Genomic DNA, 14,555 nt, shown 5'->3' on the forward strand with positions numbered 1-14,555 from the left:
GCAATTTTATTCGCGATAAAAGTTTACTTCAGGAAGGAAATCCTGATGAGACTCACATACCAACTCATTAACCAATAAGTTATCCATTAAATTAAACTCATGAATGTAATTTTGGAATTTCCTGCCCGCCGGGGTCAATGAGTTATAGTAAAGTAAAAACAACTCCTGATTAGATATTTGGGCTCTGACCAACCGAGCATATAGCATTTTATTATCAATATCCGCCTCTGATAAGAACCTGAAAATGTTATATAAAAACCTGAAGTAGTGAGCCAACCTATGCCCATCCTCGTTAAAGAATGCTTCATAAGAATGTTTAACTCTATCTAAATCAATAGCATTTTTTGCAAGAGATTTTATTTGAGAGTGAAGTTTTATCGAAAGTTCCTTCAAGGCATCTCTTCCCTTGAACTCATCTTTTTCCATCATGCCTATCTTCTCATATGTAATCCCCTCAACAATATCATTCTGTATTTTCAACATTTGAAAAAAAGAATTCTCGAATCCTTGCTTTGCGATTTCTTTTTTACTTTCCGCCAACTCTTGCTTTTGAAGTTTAAATTCCTCTCGTTGATAATTTAAAGTCCATACAACGCAAACAAAAGCTAACGCAGAAAACAAAGATGTTAGAACACCAAAGCTATCTCCAAAAACCCCCGGTTCAGAAATCGAGGTTATCGGCCAAGAAAAAAAAATCAAAAACACTGCATACCCAATGACAGATGCTACCGAAACAACTCCAATCCAAATAGGGAAATGATTCTTCATGAAAAATCCTTAAATTAATTGTTATGCCGCTTCTTCTAGTCATACTACTGTTGGTCTTCAACGTAAATACCTGCTGAAATAATCGCGCCGCCGATTCGCCGACGACCATACAGAAGCGGTACCGGATTCCCCTGAGCTGTCGTGTTTGTTACTCCACCAAAGGCATAGCTGGCTTGGTTATCCGCAGATTGCTTACTGGCGAGACCGGTTGTCTGTGGAGAAAGCATCTGGACTACGCCGCCGATCGCCATTGATGCCCCAATCCCCCCACTGCTCCCCATCCACCAGCGAAAGCGGTACCACCAATCCCGATCGCGGCACCTCCTGTGACGAACGCAGCAACAGCGACAAGGGCAACCCCGAGGATTGTCTGAAATACCCCGGCTCGCTTACTGCCGATGATCACCGGCGCGATGCGGATTTCCTCTGTGCTCCTGTCCATACTGAGCTCATCGTTTAAGAGGTTTCGTTTCCCGCTGAATACCGCATAAGTTAAACCTCGCTGCTTACTGGTATTCAGGAAACGCTCAAACCCCGGCACGATAACGCTCAGGGCGCGGATGGCCTCCTTTGGTGAAGCTACTGATAAACGATATTCACGCCCGAAGGTGGCGCCTAGCACGCCGTATAATCGAATTGTGCGGACCGGCTCAACATTGAGTAATACAGCCATTTTTCCCCCATAAAAACTGTCACAGGCAGTTATCAGAAACAGTCTTTAAAGCGCAGTATTTTCATTGTGCGCTCACGCCAGTAACCGCCATAAGGTACGCGCTGGCTCAGATGCCCATAAAGGTGATGCAGTAGCATGTTGCCTTCCAGCAGAATCCCCGCATGATTCCACTTATCAGCCTGAACCTGCATGATCACCATATCCCCAGGTTTTGGCGGCCCGTCGAATTCACGGAATCCGCACTCATACCAGCAATCCTGATAGAAGTTGTCCGGATAGTCATTTTCCCACCAGGGATAATCGACCCGGTAATCGTGAAGCTCTATCCCGTGCGTTTGCCGGTAATAGCTCATCACCAGCCCCCAGCAGTCAAAGTGACCAAGCACAAACGGGCGCTCGAGCAGCGGCAGTTCTCCACGCGGCTGGATGGTCCGTAAATCTCCCTCCGGCCAGCTCACGATATGCCAGGGTAAAAGGGTTGCATCACATTGCGCTTTATCCAGTTCGCTCGGTTGCGTCGAGGCATCTGGGTGACTGTGAGCGATGGCGATCACCCTCCCCCAGTCCTCAGCAGCTGCATAGTCTTCGGGGCAAAGTACAAAATTATCCTCCGGCGCCGCGGCAAGATTCCGGCACGGGAAATAACGTTCAACACGGCTTTTCTGCGCCACCACGCCGCAGCACTCGCGAGGATACTCAGCTGCAGCATGGGCCATAATTGCATCAATGGTTTTCTGACGCATATCAGCTCCTGATCAAAGACGTTCCCGGGAAACCACCAAACGGCAGTTCTTCATTCTCTCCGAAGCGAAGTTTGCACGCCGTGAGCGTGCCGTTACAGACATCAAGCGAGGGATCATCGACAGGATTATTGTTGTTATCGAAGTATCTGGTTCCGGCATAATCGCAACCGTCACCGGTTCGGTACTTATTGCGCATGCACCAGGTACACAGGGAATGAAGCTGGCGCGTGGGGATCATCTTACCCTGCAACGACATCGGGCTATCGAGTACGAATTCGATACTTTCGCCCGGAATTTCGCTGCTTTTACCATCAATGTAAAAAACTCGTTTTCTGACCTGTTGCGGATCAGCTGTTGCGTTACCTGCTGGGAAGTTCTTCGCATCGAGATAATGCGAATAAGTGTCATGGATAGTGACTTTCGTCTGTAGCATATCGTCATAAGCAAGGCACAGCGCAGTAATCTTGCTATCGATATCTGCAACCGTGAGTGTTGGCTGGGCACTGTTGCCGTCTGTGGAGGCTTCAAGCCCTTCTATTTGATACGGCCAGGCGGCATATTCCTCCCCCTGCCACCAGATACTTTTCGCCTTCAGCTTTGATTCATCGCCACCAGCGGCAGCGATTTCTTCTTCTGTGTGCGGGAGGTTGTATGCGTGAATTCGCAGTACATCATCCACGCCGAACGTAGAGCCATCAACTTCGATAAGCCGGACTTTATTACCGGGCTCAAGGCTTTGATAGTCTGCTGTGATCATGGTGCGTACGCCTGTTTGAAAGTTGCGGAAATGGTCAGAACGTTGCTGGATAAGGGCTGTGACTTGATTGATTCGGCCTCAATCCGGTAGAGCCCAGTTTCGCCAACTGGCGATGTCCAGATGAATGACTTTATAACGTGAGAACGAAAGAATTTAAGGGCCTGGAGCATGTCCGTTTTTTTGCCCGTTAGGGTTACAGGCCATGACTGCTTTTCAGGGTTGATGCCTTCCCCTGCAATCTGCTCATAGCCATCGCCAAAGGTTGCAGAGCGGGTTTTATGGCTAAACGTTCCTTCCATTCCCGCCTGTATCTGCGTTCGCCAAGTGAACGTTTCCAGTGCCATGTTTGCTCCATAAAAAAAGCCACCCGAAGGTGGCTTGTGACAATATGAGAAGGAAATTAGCGGGTTTCACAACCAAGCTGAGACTTGTCGATAATCTGCGTGCCTTCAACACGGTAACCATATGTGCCGAACAGAAATGCGTGGTTTAATTGATAAATAACAACATCGCTTAGGCCTACGGAACACTTGTCTTTTTCAATAGCCCGATCCATTGCAGTTTTAACGCTTGGAATGCCCAGCGGGAAAATAACAATTGGAGCTTTGTCTTCACCAGTCACACGTTGACCTTTTTCAAACTTAGCTGCGTTCAGGTTGTAATTTTTAGTACTACCAACGGTCATATCAGCAACACGAACAGTACAGCCAGACAACATTAAAGCCCCAAGAGCTAAAGCCACTACCTTCTTCATTTTAAGTTTCCTTTGATTGCAATCGGAAACACCTTAACATGATGAATAATGTGATAAAACAAACACCATGTCTCTTATCTTGATTTTGTTGCATTCCAGATGAGCCCACCAGGCTGAAGTTGTTTCGCAATACCTGCCCGAACAGATTGATCAATAGTCTGTTTGTAAGCGCGAGAAACAGCATCGTTATTTGCAGAAGTCTGCTGCTGTGAATTTTGGTTTTGAACAACTACGGACGTTTGAATACTTACCCCACCGGCCGATGATGACTGAAGCCTATACATCGGAGCGTGGCCAACATAACCGCCATTTGCATAACCCTGTGCGCTTCGCATAAGTGAATAGAGGTTTCCAACCCCCAGCGCACTTGTTGCCTCTTTGGTGAAGACGAATTCGCCACCATGCACCACGCCTTTTGGCTGATACTTTCCTCCAACCCCTGTGTAGCCGCCAGTATCGAATTCCGGAACTGCGCCGCCACTAGAAAATCCGAAAAATGAACCAAATGATGTCCCCCCAAACGCAGACTTCATTCCGTTAACCAGCGCCAACTGTGTCAGCATCTGGGCTGTTCCTTTCAAAAAGGTTGTCAGGAAATCTGAGAAGTTAGCTTTTCCAGTGGTAAAAAAATCTGTAATAGTGCTGGCCATACCGGTGAATGCATTGCTGGTAAGTGTCTGCACTTGTGAGTAAACATTGGTTGCGGAGTCCTCAAATTCAGCCCAGCCCTTTTTCGCGCCGGTCAACCAGTCGCCACGCAACCTGTCCTCTGCGGCATAGTAATTATTCGCCGCTTTGAGCTGCTTCTGATAACCAACGTCCTCCAGAGAACCGCCGGCGTTCACCCAACCTGCGGCAAGCTGACTTTTCGCGAGTTCACGCTGAGCTAACCGATCGCTCATTCCAGCTCCACCGACCAAAGCAGCCTGCTTCTCTGCCATCTGCGTGACGTATTTCTGCGAGGTATCCATTCGCTTGTTCAGCTGTTCCTGTTCGGTAATCTGATCACCTAACAGGGCTTTCTGCCGTGCCAACTGAAGCACCTGGTCTTTACTCGCCAGCAGGGATTGTTCCTGCTTTGTCAGGGAACGTGAACGCGAGGCCTCCTCCAGCACCTGAAATTTCGCTTCAGTCGTCCACAGATCTTTGCGCTGCTGGCTGATAGAGTCGTTCAGCCCTTTATGCTGCTGAAGAGCACGCAACTGCGCATGAAGCGCCAGCAATTCGGCCTGAGCAGCGTCAGTACTGCGGTCGCCAGCCGATACAGTACCCTGTTTTCCTGTTTTAGTTTTTTTGCCAAACGAAGCGACTGCTTCCCGATCCTTCTGAGTGGTCGCGGCGCTTATTTTGCGGGATGTATCGAGGTACTTGCCTGCGCTAATGTCAGCTGCGTCCCAGTCCTTTTTCAGCTGAGATACGCTGTTACCATAAGCTCCGGCCATTTTTTCGTTATAGTCCTGCCATCCCTGCAACGTATCCGTTTTCGCCCAGTCAGGAACGAGATTAATCGCAGCCGCGATAGAAGAAGAAATAATCTGGTTCAGCTTCTGGAAAACTATCGCGACGCTGTAATAAATCGCGTTAAATTCCTTTAGCGTGTTTGATGCCAGCTCAGCTACCCACTGACCGATGCTCTGCATAGCCTCAGACGCCCATCCCTTGATATCAAGCCACAGGCGGCCAAATGGCGTCAGCGAGTCGTAAGCCTGCTCTCCGCGCTCTGCCATCGTGTCGCCAAACAAATCCATAGCTTGAGTAACGGCAGCGGTCTGGTCCTTTTGCTTGATCAGATCGTCAACATGCTTAAGTTGTGAAACGGTCAGGAAATTATATTGTTCGTTGAGACTCTGCAGCGCTTTAACAGGGTCTTTTTCGATGTCCTTATAGGCTTTGGTGATGTCCTGTGCCGAGACTATACCGGTCTGAACCGCCAGCGCCGTGGAGCCCGCTGCTTTTTCAAGTTGCTGCTGTGTCAGCGATCCCATGCCAACCAGCTCAGTCATCAAACTCTGAACGGTACCTACAGTAGCGCCAGTAGATGCAGCAATAGACTGGGAGGAAGCCATGATCTGGAGCGCTGACGTGCCGGCAATATTGCCAGTCCTGATAATGGCCTTGTTGATTTCGTCGTAGGCGGTGAAGTAGTCCGATCCCGCTTTGGCCGCAATCAGTACAGCACCGGCCAGGCCGCCAATTGCCACTCGGGCAGGGGTCACCATCGACAACATCGCTTTCAGCGCATTGCCTACACCGCCAAACGAGTCACGGAGCTGACCGCCCTGCTGAATAGCAACCATATAAACCGGCATACCGGAAGCCAGTGAGGTCACAATGTCGGTAATTTGCATCGGGAGATAACGCATAGCATTGCGGTATTGCCCCGCGCTGATAGCCCCAGACTTCCACACTTCCTCCTGCTCTTTCAGCTTTGCGATCATTGGTGCAGCACGATCGGATACGCCGAGTTGGGCAGCTTTTAGCTCTAACAGTTCTGCGCGCGTTTTTCCGATTGCTGTGACCTGCTCCTCCAGCGAATCGATAAAGGTTTTGCCCGCCGCAGCTGCACGCTGCGCTGCCTGAGCCTGTTCAATGCGGGCCCGCCCCTCTGCGGTTTCAGACTCCATTACCTGTGCCAGTTTTACCCGCGTCGTCTCAAGCACGCTGTTGTAACGAGTAAAATCCTCGTCTCCCACCAGCCCTTTACCGCGAAATTTCGCCAGGCTCTCCTGGATAGTGTCCAGTTCATCCAGCGCCTTGTTTACCGGGCTGATTTTATTCAGCAGGTTCTGCAGTTCCTGACGCTGCTGCTTCAGGCTTTCGCTGTTTTTCTTTTGGTTATCGATACCGGTGCGGAACGTGCTGTTCAGGTCATCCGCTTTACCTGCCGCGGCGGACGCGGTCTCCTGAAAGCGACCCAGTGCCTGGTTACCACGCTCCAGCTCACTGGTATTTACGCGCAGGGAAATCGTGGCGATGTCGTTACTCATTCCGCCCTCTCTTTATGCATAACTTTTAGTGCGGCGCTCTCCATGATTCGGATGTCCGAAAGCGCGGTTGCCTCGTCGTCGACGTGGTGCAGGCGCATCACCCAGGGCAGCACGTTGTAATCAAGCCCTGATGCACCTCCCATGCCCGTGCGCCACTGCGTGCTGACAGCCTGAAACACCAGGAATGAAGGCCATACATCTGGCCAGACGTCGATGTACTGATCGTCGTAGTCATCCGGCGTAAGCCCATAGGGCGCCAGGTCTGCCGCTGTGGGTTCAGGCGTATAGAATGCAGAGGCAACCGCTATCAGTTTTTTTCGCGCTGACCCATCAGTTCGCGATAGTAGGTTTCAGGGATAGCCTTCATTGCAGCCGGGTAGTTTTCCAGCAGCACCGACAGATTTTCCGCGTTGAATGTATCGGGGAGCGCCCAGCCAGTAATAATTTCCATCAGAAAATCAGTGGCGGTTTTGCCTTCCAGTTTTTCCAGGTCAGCCAGCTCTTTAAGTGGCTTGTGATTAAACGTGAAAGTAAGCACGCCATCTTCATCGCCAGCGCGCGGGATCGAGACGTTGGCCTTGAAGGTTGGTTTGGGCTGAAGGGTGAATTTAGTCGCCATTGATACCTCTTACGAAAAAAAGCCTCCGCAAAGGGAGGCATAGAATAGTGAAAGCTCTGACGGGTTAGGCGGCAGCGTCAGTCACCTTGTAGAACGTCATCGCAGGCGATTGCAGGTTCAGCACGACGCTTACCGTTTCGACCTCGTTCACCGCCGTGGTAGGCGTGTCGTCAAAAGATGCCGTGGCCGCCCAGTAACGGTTCTCTTTCGCCTTCGGCACGTACATGTAAGCCGCCACGGTCTCTTCGTCTTCGTCCAGCTGGCGCAGCAATGGATATACCGGGAGCGTGGAGTCGTGAGCGATCGAGTAGGTCTGAGAGACTGCGGATTTATAGGTGTTCAGGTTGCGCTGGCGATCATCGCTGAGGAACTGAATCTGCGTGGTGTTCTGATCACCACCAGATTTCGATACCTCAGTGATTTGTGGCAGTTCGGTCCATTCTTCGATTTTGCGAATTGAGCCGGAACCGCCGCCCGCCGCGTATTTGTTTTTGTTGGTGGTGTTGATGTTGCGAAGAGTTACAGCATTCTCCGCAATCGCGTCGATTTTCGCGATAACGTTATCAATACCCGACCAGTTGCAGTTCACGTGAACGATATCGCCGACCGCTATATCGTCTGCGGCGCTAACTGTGATCACCGCGTGCTCAGCATTCGTCGCGCCGGTGAAAGTAATGGCCGGGCCGTAGCCCGATGCCAGATAGACATGAGCGCCGTTAGGCAGTGCAAAGCCCATAATGGTTTCTCCTTCAGAAACGGGAAAACCGGCTCAAGGCCGGTCAGTTGTGGGACATCAGAGGGGAATCAGCTGGTAATGTCTGCCCGATAATTCAGGCTGACAGGAACGGTATAGGACACAGGTGAAGGGACGCCGCGGAATATGCCAGGCGCGCTGCTAATCCAGCAGGTAAAGTCTTTGCCTGCAATTTCCTGCCCCTCGGGGAACAATTCAGCTACTCTGCCCGCCAGGTCAACGACGGAGGTACGGCCGGAGCCGACTGGCGCCACGACATTAATCTGGTATACGCCAGAATAGGTTCGGCAGCGCAAGCCGAGATCGATTGTTCGCGGCGTAACGGGCATATCGTGAACGGCCAGGTACATCTCGTTAGCAGGTGGTGTAAACGGCACGTTCTCCCATGCAACCGAAATTCCCTCGGCATCGGCCCAGGTACCCAATCTGGCGGCCAGTGCAGATGCAATATCCGAAATCACTTAGTCACCTCCCTGACAGCTTCCTCAAAGAAGCGTTGAAACTCAGCTGCAGTTATGCGGACGATGCCGCCCGGAGCCTGTGTGGAATGCCCCATTTCAAGCGGGTAGGCATAGGGCACGTTGTTGCAGAAATAAATGGCCTTCATCCCGACCTTGAAGAGCGACAGCGTATAGTTCCCGGCCGCTTTGGTCAGGTCGCCGGTCTTGTCTATTCGCCCTGTTTCGTCAGTTGTCGGAGCATCAAACGATATCTGCCAGTTACCGCGAAAGCGTCCGCCCGTATACCCCGGCGGTGCTTTGATGTCCATCCCATCCACCACCCGGGCTTTTTTCTTCAGACGCCCGGTTTTGGTCAGGTTGTCGGAATTGGCGCGCTGCGCTTCGTTATGGTCGTAAACAGCGCGATTATAGGAAACGGCTGTCTGGTTAACTTCCCACAACTCCGGGTTGCCCACTGGGGACATCACCACCAGCTGGTTAAGAATTTTGATTCCGACGGCGCGCACCACTGCTTCCTGATTCGTTTTCGCCTTGTTAACGAAAGCCGTGATTTCAGCCAGAAAAGCCGCGTTATCGCCCATGTTAGGCCCTCAGTTGCGCTTTGTAGCAGAGCACCAGTACGGCAGGTTTTGCCGGGTTCGGTTTGACAACACGGTAGGCTGTGCCGTCAATGTCAACCACATCACCGATTTTAATTTCCTGCTCTGCCGTAAAAACGATCTGCACGTCGCCATTAACGATGACCGTTCCATCAATTTCGCCTGGTGCGTATTCGGTCTTCACGCCCACAGCAGTAAAACGGACCGCTTCAGTTTTATGCTCAACGCCGCCGATAACCATAACCGAGCCTTTACGGGTGACGTTGTACGTCGCGCCGTTCTGCCTGAGCATGTGGGTCGTTCTGGCCTGCATACGTTGGTAATCAATCGCCATATCAGGCCCTCTCAGCAAATGCATTGATGGCGTAACCACGACCACCAGCAAGGTCGCCCAGCAGCGCCATGACAGCAGGATAGGACGGCGTGAAGACTTCGCCATCTGCGACCGCGTAGGTCATGGTTACAGCACCTTCCACACGTTCAGTTTTCACAGCGGCTTCGCGCACGCTGGAGAGTAAATCGCCGTCGATTGCCTCTACCGCCAGCATGCACTGCGCGGTTATAACCTGCCGTGGAACTTCATCCGGTGGGAAATCATGTTCATCCTGAACGACATTCACGCGTGGCCATGCCAGAGCCTGTCTCGGGTCAGCTTTTGAGCCAACCCAGTCCAGCCCTTCCAGGTAATCCATGGCCTTAATCAACAAAGGTGTGAGTTTGTCAGGCAGTTCAATGCCGCGTATTTCCGCAAATGAGGAAAGATCATCTTCACTGGCGTAGCTGTTGGCATCAGGAGAGGTGATATCGGTATTGATCATCGAATCATCCTGTTTATGGGGCTTTCGCCCCATTCGTTATTCCTCGGCAGGAGCAGTGAAGGTGATCTCATCCGTGGTTTTCGCCACTCCTTCAACCGTGCCGGTTACCGTGAAGGTGCCAGCAACGTCTGATGTAAGTTTCACCGTTGCACCACCAGCAGAGCCGGTTTGAGAACTGGCCGTGCTAAGCACGCCACCAGTGGACGTCCACGCGACGGTTTTACCGGATACACCGGAGCCATTCAGCGTGTACTTCAGAGAAACAGTGACCGCGTCTGTGCTGTCAGCAGTTGCGGAGGTTTTATCCGCTGACAGCGTTACTCCCCCACTGCGGATTCCAGTTTGATCAGCACGCCTGCCGTAGATTTGTTGCTGGTGAAGTGTTTCTTCCAGTTGCCCGCAGTGCCGATGGCGGTCAGGTCAGGGTTATCACCTTTGGCTGTATCCCAGCTGTAGCCCAGCAGATCAACGTTCACCACGCCTTCAGCGCGGTATCCGATAGCCAAGTTTTCCTGGTCGTTGATGTCGTAGGAACGGAAGCCCGGCGCCTGAGACTCGGTAACGGTAACCGCACCAGCTACCAGCCCAAGGATCGCATCAGCGTCCATGGTGTCGGTCACCAGCACAGGTTTACCCAGCGTGCCCGGCTGCCCGCCGTAAACCACCACGCCCGCTTCTTCGTAGATTTTGTTGGCAATCGCCTCATCAACAATGTCGAAGTAGGTGGCAGAGTGCATCACGAACAGGACCACGCGGTTAAACTTGTCCCCATATTTGCGCAGGCCGCGCGTCAGGGTCTTCTTGCCGTCTGTTTCGATATCGGCGGTGACCACCATATCCGCGTTTGCGCCGATGGCAGCCGTAAGCGCTTTCAGGCCGTATTTCACGTAGCCTTCCAGCGTGGCATCTGCGACATCAACGCCGATTACTTCAGAGAACTCATCAACGGAGCGACCACGGCGCTTAAAAGCTTCTTCCGTGGTTTCATACGGGCCGTATTTCCATGGTGCCTTAACGGATACCGCTTCACCGGCACCGATTTTTTTACCTGTGACTTTATCGACAGAGTTCACATTGCGCGATTCAATGGAGCCGCCCACCTTGTAGAACGCTCGCTTGCGGAAATCGCCTTCAATCAGCTCGTTATCCAGAAGGATCGCTCCGTTGGAGGACGCGTTGAAAATTGCCAAGTTGTCCTGGCGGCGCTCGAGGAAAGCGGTCTGCGCCAGATCGTCATAAATAATCAGGTCACTATTAACAGTGGTAGACATGGGTTAATCCCTTATTTCGGAAGTTTGAGGAAGGCCTGTTGGCCATGCTTGCGGATGTAGTCCGCTTTGTCGCTGGCGCTCATTTCGGAACGTTTGAGGCTGCCACCACCGTTTGGTTTGTGTCCGCCCGCGCCGGTGCCTTCTGCGCGTGGGAAGAGATGCGGAGCCGTCTCCTTAAGAGACTCCGCCCACTCAAGCGGGCTTAGTGGAGTTTTGCCGTCTTTACCGAACAGAACATCGCCATTTGCATCAACTGCTACGGCCTCGCCTTCGTCGTTGAGCTGGAATGTGCCTTTGGCACGCAGAATCAGATCGTCGGAAGCTTCCGGCAGCGCGCCAGCTTTTGAGGCTGCTGCACGGATTGCATCACCCAGGACGCGGTCCCGGAATTTGTTGGAGAACGCTTCGGCTTTGTCCGCGCGTTCATTTGCGGCTTTAATCTGCTTATCAACGTCAGCTCGCAGACGCTCGGTGCGCTTATCGAGCACCTCATCAATTTTTCCGGCGGCGATAAGCTTTGCCTCTTCATCGTCAGAAAAACGCTGGAGAATGCCGCGTACAGCGTCTGGATCGATACCTTCAAAGCGGGACAGGTTTTCTTTCTGCTGTTTAATTGTGCCCAGCAGTTCGCTATTTTTCGTTTTGAGGCCAGTGACTTCGCTGGTCACGCGCTCATCAATCAGCTTCTGGATTTCAGGAGTGATTTCGATACCACCGCCACCGCCGCCCTCACCGCCGCTTTCAGGTGCGTAATATTTCAGAAGCATGTTTCGAATTAACATAATTTCCCCTCGGGATTTTGCCGGGCCTCGCCCATAAAAAAGCCCCGGCGGATGCCAGGGCGTGGAGTAAGATGTGATTGTTAGTTGTCTGTGCCTGAGAGCTGCTTCAGACGTTCCAGGCTGATCCATTCGCCTTTGTCAGTGAACATATCAGCCAGGTTGATTTCACCGGCTCGGAACAGACGGCCACGCTCGGCACCCAGAACCTGATCCTGGCGTTGTGCTGGCTGGCGCGCGAGCCATTCCAGATACGAGGTTTTCCTCGGTACCTGTCCATCCATGCTGGCACGACTCCCCTCGTCCATCTCATCAATATCAATGCCGAGTTCGCGCCAGGACTTGAGAATCAGGGTTTCAGTAGAACGACAGCAAAAATGAATTTTCCCCGGTCCCTGCAGGTAAGGCACCTTATGCCCGACCGGTTTGTTATCCAGGGTGTAGCGCAGCAGGTCACGAATAATGCAGTCGTGGCTGGTTTTATTGTCCAGCGTGGACAGCCACTGTTTACCTTTCACGATATCGCTGTTGGCGCTGGTGAAGCTGTTACGTGCTGTGGCAGCCAAATGATTCACGGCTGTTTTAGCGATGCTTGCGGCGTTTGCCCTGCTCATCTGCAGCGCGCCGTCGCGATAGTCTTTGTTGGCGTGTCCGCGAACATTGCGTGCGATAGTCTCTACCGTGTCGCCGGCAAGATACCCCCGACGTACGGCGTTAACGATCCGCGCCAGCCTGTCCGACTCCAGATTATCCGCCCACTCACTCAGTAGCCTCCCCTGAAAGGGTTGCGCCATCGCCGCGGCATACACCATATCGGCTGTAATGCCCTGCAGCGGATAGTGAGACAGAACCTGTGATGGCAGAAGGGAGTCGAACAGGCTCAGCTGATAACTGGCTTCGTTCTTTGCCAGCGCCACCAGTTCACTCTCGAGCCCTGCCTGCAAGGTGGCTACGGCCTGATGGTTAAGCTCACGCACGCTGCCCAGTAAACTCTGCAGACGGCTAACGGTGAAGCTCTCAGGAGGCAATCTGTCCAGCGCATCCAGTAGACGTGCCGACAGGTCAGCATCCGTCTCGTTAAGCAACTTCACCATCCGGTTTGCCACGCCGGTGGCGTAGCGGCTTAACCAGACGGAATGTGTGATCGATTCATCACGCAGGCTTTCGTTAATGGTGGGCATATCAGCCTCCCGTCAACGTTGGCGCCTGATTGCGAAGCGCATCAATAACCTCGTCCGGGCTGTCAGCCGGGTCAATGAGATCAAGCTTCTGCAGCGCGCGAATCATATCGCTATCGCGAAGCGCACCGGACTGCCAGGCGTTGATGATTGCCGTCACCATGCCCGACTCAGCAACCTTCGCGATGAATTCCTGATTGATGGTGTAGCTCGTCGATTCTCCTTTAATGCCGAGGTATTTTGCACACCATCCCAGCGCCAGCGTATAGGCCTCAGAAACGTTTGAGACGCAGATACCAAGCACTGATGTTGAGGATGTTTGCTCACCGCTAGCCTGGGTAGCAGTCTTCGCCGTGGCGTTCTGCTCAATCAGCCGGGCACCCAGCTGCACCATGTAATCGCGCTTACTGTCCATGGCCTCTTTAGCCAGCATGTTCGGCTGCGCCTGGGCATAGCCAAACGAGCCCTCCTTGGGAAGCAAAAGCGGTGATCGGGAACCAATTTTCACGCCCTTCTTCTCGAGGTGATCGCGCCAGCCGGTATCGAGCCCAGTCATGTACGGCTGCACCTGGCCACAGAACCACACGCTGTCCTCATAGTCAGCACTGTTACGATAATGACCGTGGTTTATTTCCACCAGCGCAGCCAGCGGAGAGTCATCGATAGTGGGATCGTTGTTCTGGGCGCCGACAAAGGTAAACGGAATTTCATCCCAGTAGTCCTTTCCTTTGGGCTTAGGATGATATTCGCTGTCGACGGTGTAGGTTCCGCTTGCTGTGCCACCTGCCCGGCGCCATACCCGGCAGATAAACTTCCCTTCTTCCAGCGCCAGCTCGCGGTACTGAATTTCGTCCTTGTAAGCGTAACCATCCGGCTCTTCTACGCATTCGCGCAGGACCACCAGCACCAGCTGATCGCGTCCGTTAATGCGCTTCGTTCGCCAGTTGATGATGTTCTCTGCCGGATAACGAAGAATGATCGCTTCGTCGGACTCTTCAGCGTAATCGACATAAATGCCTTCTCGCGCAACCTCCAGCACGTTCTCAGTCACCAGCTGCGACTGCTGGTAAATACTGGTGCCGGCCCCGTCAGCATTGTCTAACAGGTATTTGAGCTTTTCCGGGCCGTTAAAGGTGGGATCCTTTCGATATGCCATGCCAAGCATGCCGATCTTCGTATTACCTGCAATGGCGTAGAACACCGCACGGCTTAGATAGTCCTCATTGCGCTTGCGATTGCGTGTGGATTTATCGGTTGGGTCGAGATAAGGCAGATACTTATTACCCGCCGCTTTTACGGCCTCAGCTCCTTTGCAGAAGTCCCTGTATTTCCTCCAGGCAGCAGAAGCCGCCCGGTGTTCTGGTCGAACCCAGGTGATGTCGTCGTTTGCCATA

The 14,555-nt window shown here is 52.4% G+C and carries 18 protein-coding genes and 1 pseudogene; all 19 read right to left on the reverse strand.

Translation table 11 applies throughout. The features are described from left to right. Positions 1-6: 6 nt before the first annotated feature. Positions 7-768 carry a putative phage abortive infection protein gene (locus ACQG11_RS21685; protein ID WP_063868646.1) on the reverse strand — a complete coding sequence of 254 codons (762 nt, stop codon included), beginning with the start codon at positions 766-768 and terminating at the stop codon, positions 7-9. Positions 769-812: 44 nt separating this feature from the next. Next, a pseudogene (locus tag ACQG11_RS21690) lies at positions 813-1,441 on the reverse strand (tail assembly protein). Positions 1,442-1,473: 32 nt separating this feature from the next. Next, positions 1,474-2,184, reverse strand: coding sequence for a C40 family peptidase (locus ACQG11_RS21695; RefSeq protein ID WP_426728791.1), 711 nt, complete (start codon positions 2,182-2,184; stop codon positions 1,474-1,476). Between the two features lies 1 nt (position 2,185). Next, positions 2,186-2,941, reverse strand: coding sequence for a phage minor tail protein L (locus ACQG11_RS21700; RefSeq protein ID WP_426728792.1), 756 nt, complete (start codon positions 2,939-2,941; stop codon positions 2,186-2,188). Next, positions 2,938-3,285 carry a phage tail protein gene (locus ACQG11_RS21705; protein WP_015570921.1) on the reverse strand — a complete coding sequence of 116 codons (348 nt, stop codon included), beginning with the start codon at positions 3,283-3,285 and terminating at the stop codon, positions 2,938-2,940. The genes ACQG11_RS21700 and ACQG11_RS21705 overlap by 4 nt, the downstream gene beginning before the upstream one ends. Before the next feature lie 56 nt (positions 3,286-3,341). Then, positions 3,342-3,695 (reverse strand): hypothetical protein, encoded by a 354-nt coding sequence (locus ACQG11_RS21710; protein ID WP_020690998.1) that lies wholly within the window; start codon positions 3,693-3,695, stop codon positions 3,342-3,344. Positions 3,696-3,769: 74 nt separating this feature from the next. Continuing rightward, positions 3,770-6,682 carry a phage tail tape measure protein gene (locus ACQG11_RS21715; RefSeq protein WP_426728793.1) on the reverse strand — a complete coding sequence of 971 codons (2,913 nt, stop codon included), beginning with the start codon at positions 6,680-6,682 and terminating at the stop codon, positions 3,770-3,772. Then, positions 6,679-6,993 carry a DUF1799 domain-containing protein gene (locus tag ACQG11_RS21720; RefSeq protein WP_032645632.1) on the reverse strand — a complete coding sequence of 105 codons (315 nt, stop codon included), beginning with the start codon at positions 6,991-6,993 and terminating at the stop codon, positions 6,679-6,681. Before ACQG11_RS21720 ends, ACQG11_RS21715 begins: the two co-directional genes overlap by 4 nt. Then, complete coding sequence (locus tag ACQG11_RS21725) at positions 6,990-7,301, reverse strand: phage tail assembly chaperone (RefSeq protein WP_426728794.1); 312 nt, start codon at positions 7,299-7,301, stop codon at positions 6,990-6,992. The genes ACQG11_RS21720 and ACQG11_RS21725 overlap by 4 nt, the downstream gene beginning before the upstream one ends. A 64-nt stretch (positions 7,302-7,365) precedes the next feature. Beyond that, a complete protein-coding gene (locus ACQG11_RS21730) occupies positions 7,366-8,037 on the reverse strand; it encodes a phage tail protein (RefSeq protein ID WP_049136381.1) in 672 nt (223 codons plus the stop codon). A 68-nt stretch (positions 8,038-8,105) separates the two neighbouring features. After that, positions 8,106-8,516 carry a DUF4128 domain-containing protein gene (locus ACQG11_RS21735; RefSeq protein ID WP_426728795.1) on the reverse strand — a complete coding sequence of 137 codons (411 nt, stop codon included), beginning with the start codon at positions 8,514-8,516 and terminating at the stop codon, positions 8,106-8,108. Then, complete coding sequence (locus ACQG11_RS21740; RefSeq protein WP_426728796.1) at positions 8,513-9,097, reverse strand: hypothetical protein; 585 nt, start codon at positions 9,095-9,097, stop codon at positions 8,513-8,515. The genes ACQG11_RS21735 and ACQG11_RS21740 overlap by 4 nt, the downstream gene beginning before the upstream one ends. Before the next feature lies 1 nt (position 9,098). Next, positions 9,099-9,449, reverse strand: coding sequence for a hypothetical protein (locus ACQG11_RS21745; protein WP_426728797.1), 351 nt, complete (start codon positions 9,447-9,449; stop codon positions 9,099-9,101). Position 9,450: 1 nt separating this feature from the next. Next, positions 9,451-9,933 carry a DnaT-like ssDNA-binding protein gene (locus ACQG11_RS21750; protein ID WP_426728798.1) on the reverse strand — a complete coding sequence of 161 codons (483 nt, stop codon included), beginning with the start codon at positions 9,931-9,933 and terminating at the stop codon, positions 9,451-9,453. A gap of 36 nt (positions 9,934-9,969) precedes the next feature. Continuing rightward, positions 9,970-10,326 carry an Ig-like domain-containing protein gene (locus tag ACQG11_RS21755; RefSeq protein WP_426728907.1) on the reverse strand — a complete coding sequence of 119 codons (357 nt, stop codon included), beginning with the start codon at positions 10,324-10,326 and terminating at the stop codon, positions 9,970-9,972. Then, positions 10,251-11,204, reverse strand: coding sequence for a major capsid protein (locus tag ACQG11_RS21760; protein WP_341495214.1), 954 nt, complete (start codon positions 11,202-11,204; stop codon positions 10,251-10,253). Before ACQG11_RS21760 ends, ACQG11_RS21755 begins: the two co-directional genes overlap by 76 nt. Before the next feature lie 11 nt (positions 11,205-11,215). Further along, the gene (locus ACQG11_RS21765; protein WP_118283747.1) at positions 11,216-11,986 is read right to left on the reverse strand and encodes a hypothetical protein; all 771 of its coding nucleotides are present in this window, start codon (positions 11,984-11,986) and stop codon (positions 11,216-11,218) included. Between the two features lie 80 nt (positions 11,987-12,066). Then, a complete protein-coding gene (locus ACQG11_RS21770; RefSeq protein ID WP_426728799.1) occupies positions 12,067-13,164 on the reverse strand; it encodes a phage minor head protein in 1,098 nt (365 codons plus the stop codon). 1 nt (position 13,165) lies between these two features. Beyond that, positions 13,166-14,554: a DUF4055 domain-containing protein gene (locus ACQG11_RS21775; RefSeq protein ID WP_426728800.1), complete on the reverse strand. Its 1,389-nt coding sequence runs from the start codon at positions 14,552-14,554 to the stop codon at positions 13,166-13,168. Position 14,555: the final 1 nt, after the last annotated feature.

Origin of the sequence: Enterobacter cloacae complex sp. 372C4, from assembly GCF_050030615.1 — a bacterium.
Lineage (GTDB): Bacteria > Pseudomonadota > Gammaproteobacteria > Enterobacterales > Enterobacteriaceae > Enterobacter > Enterobacter intestinihominis.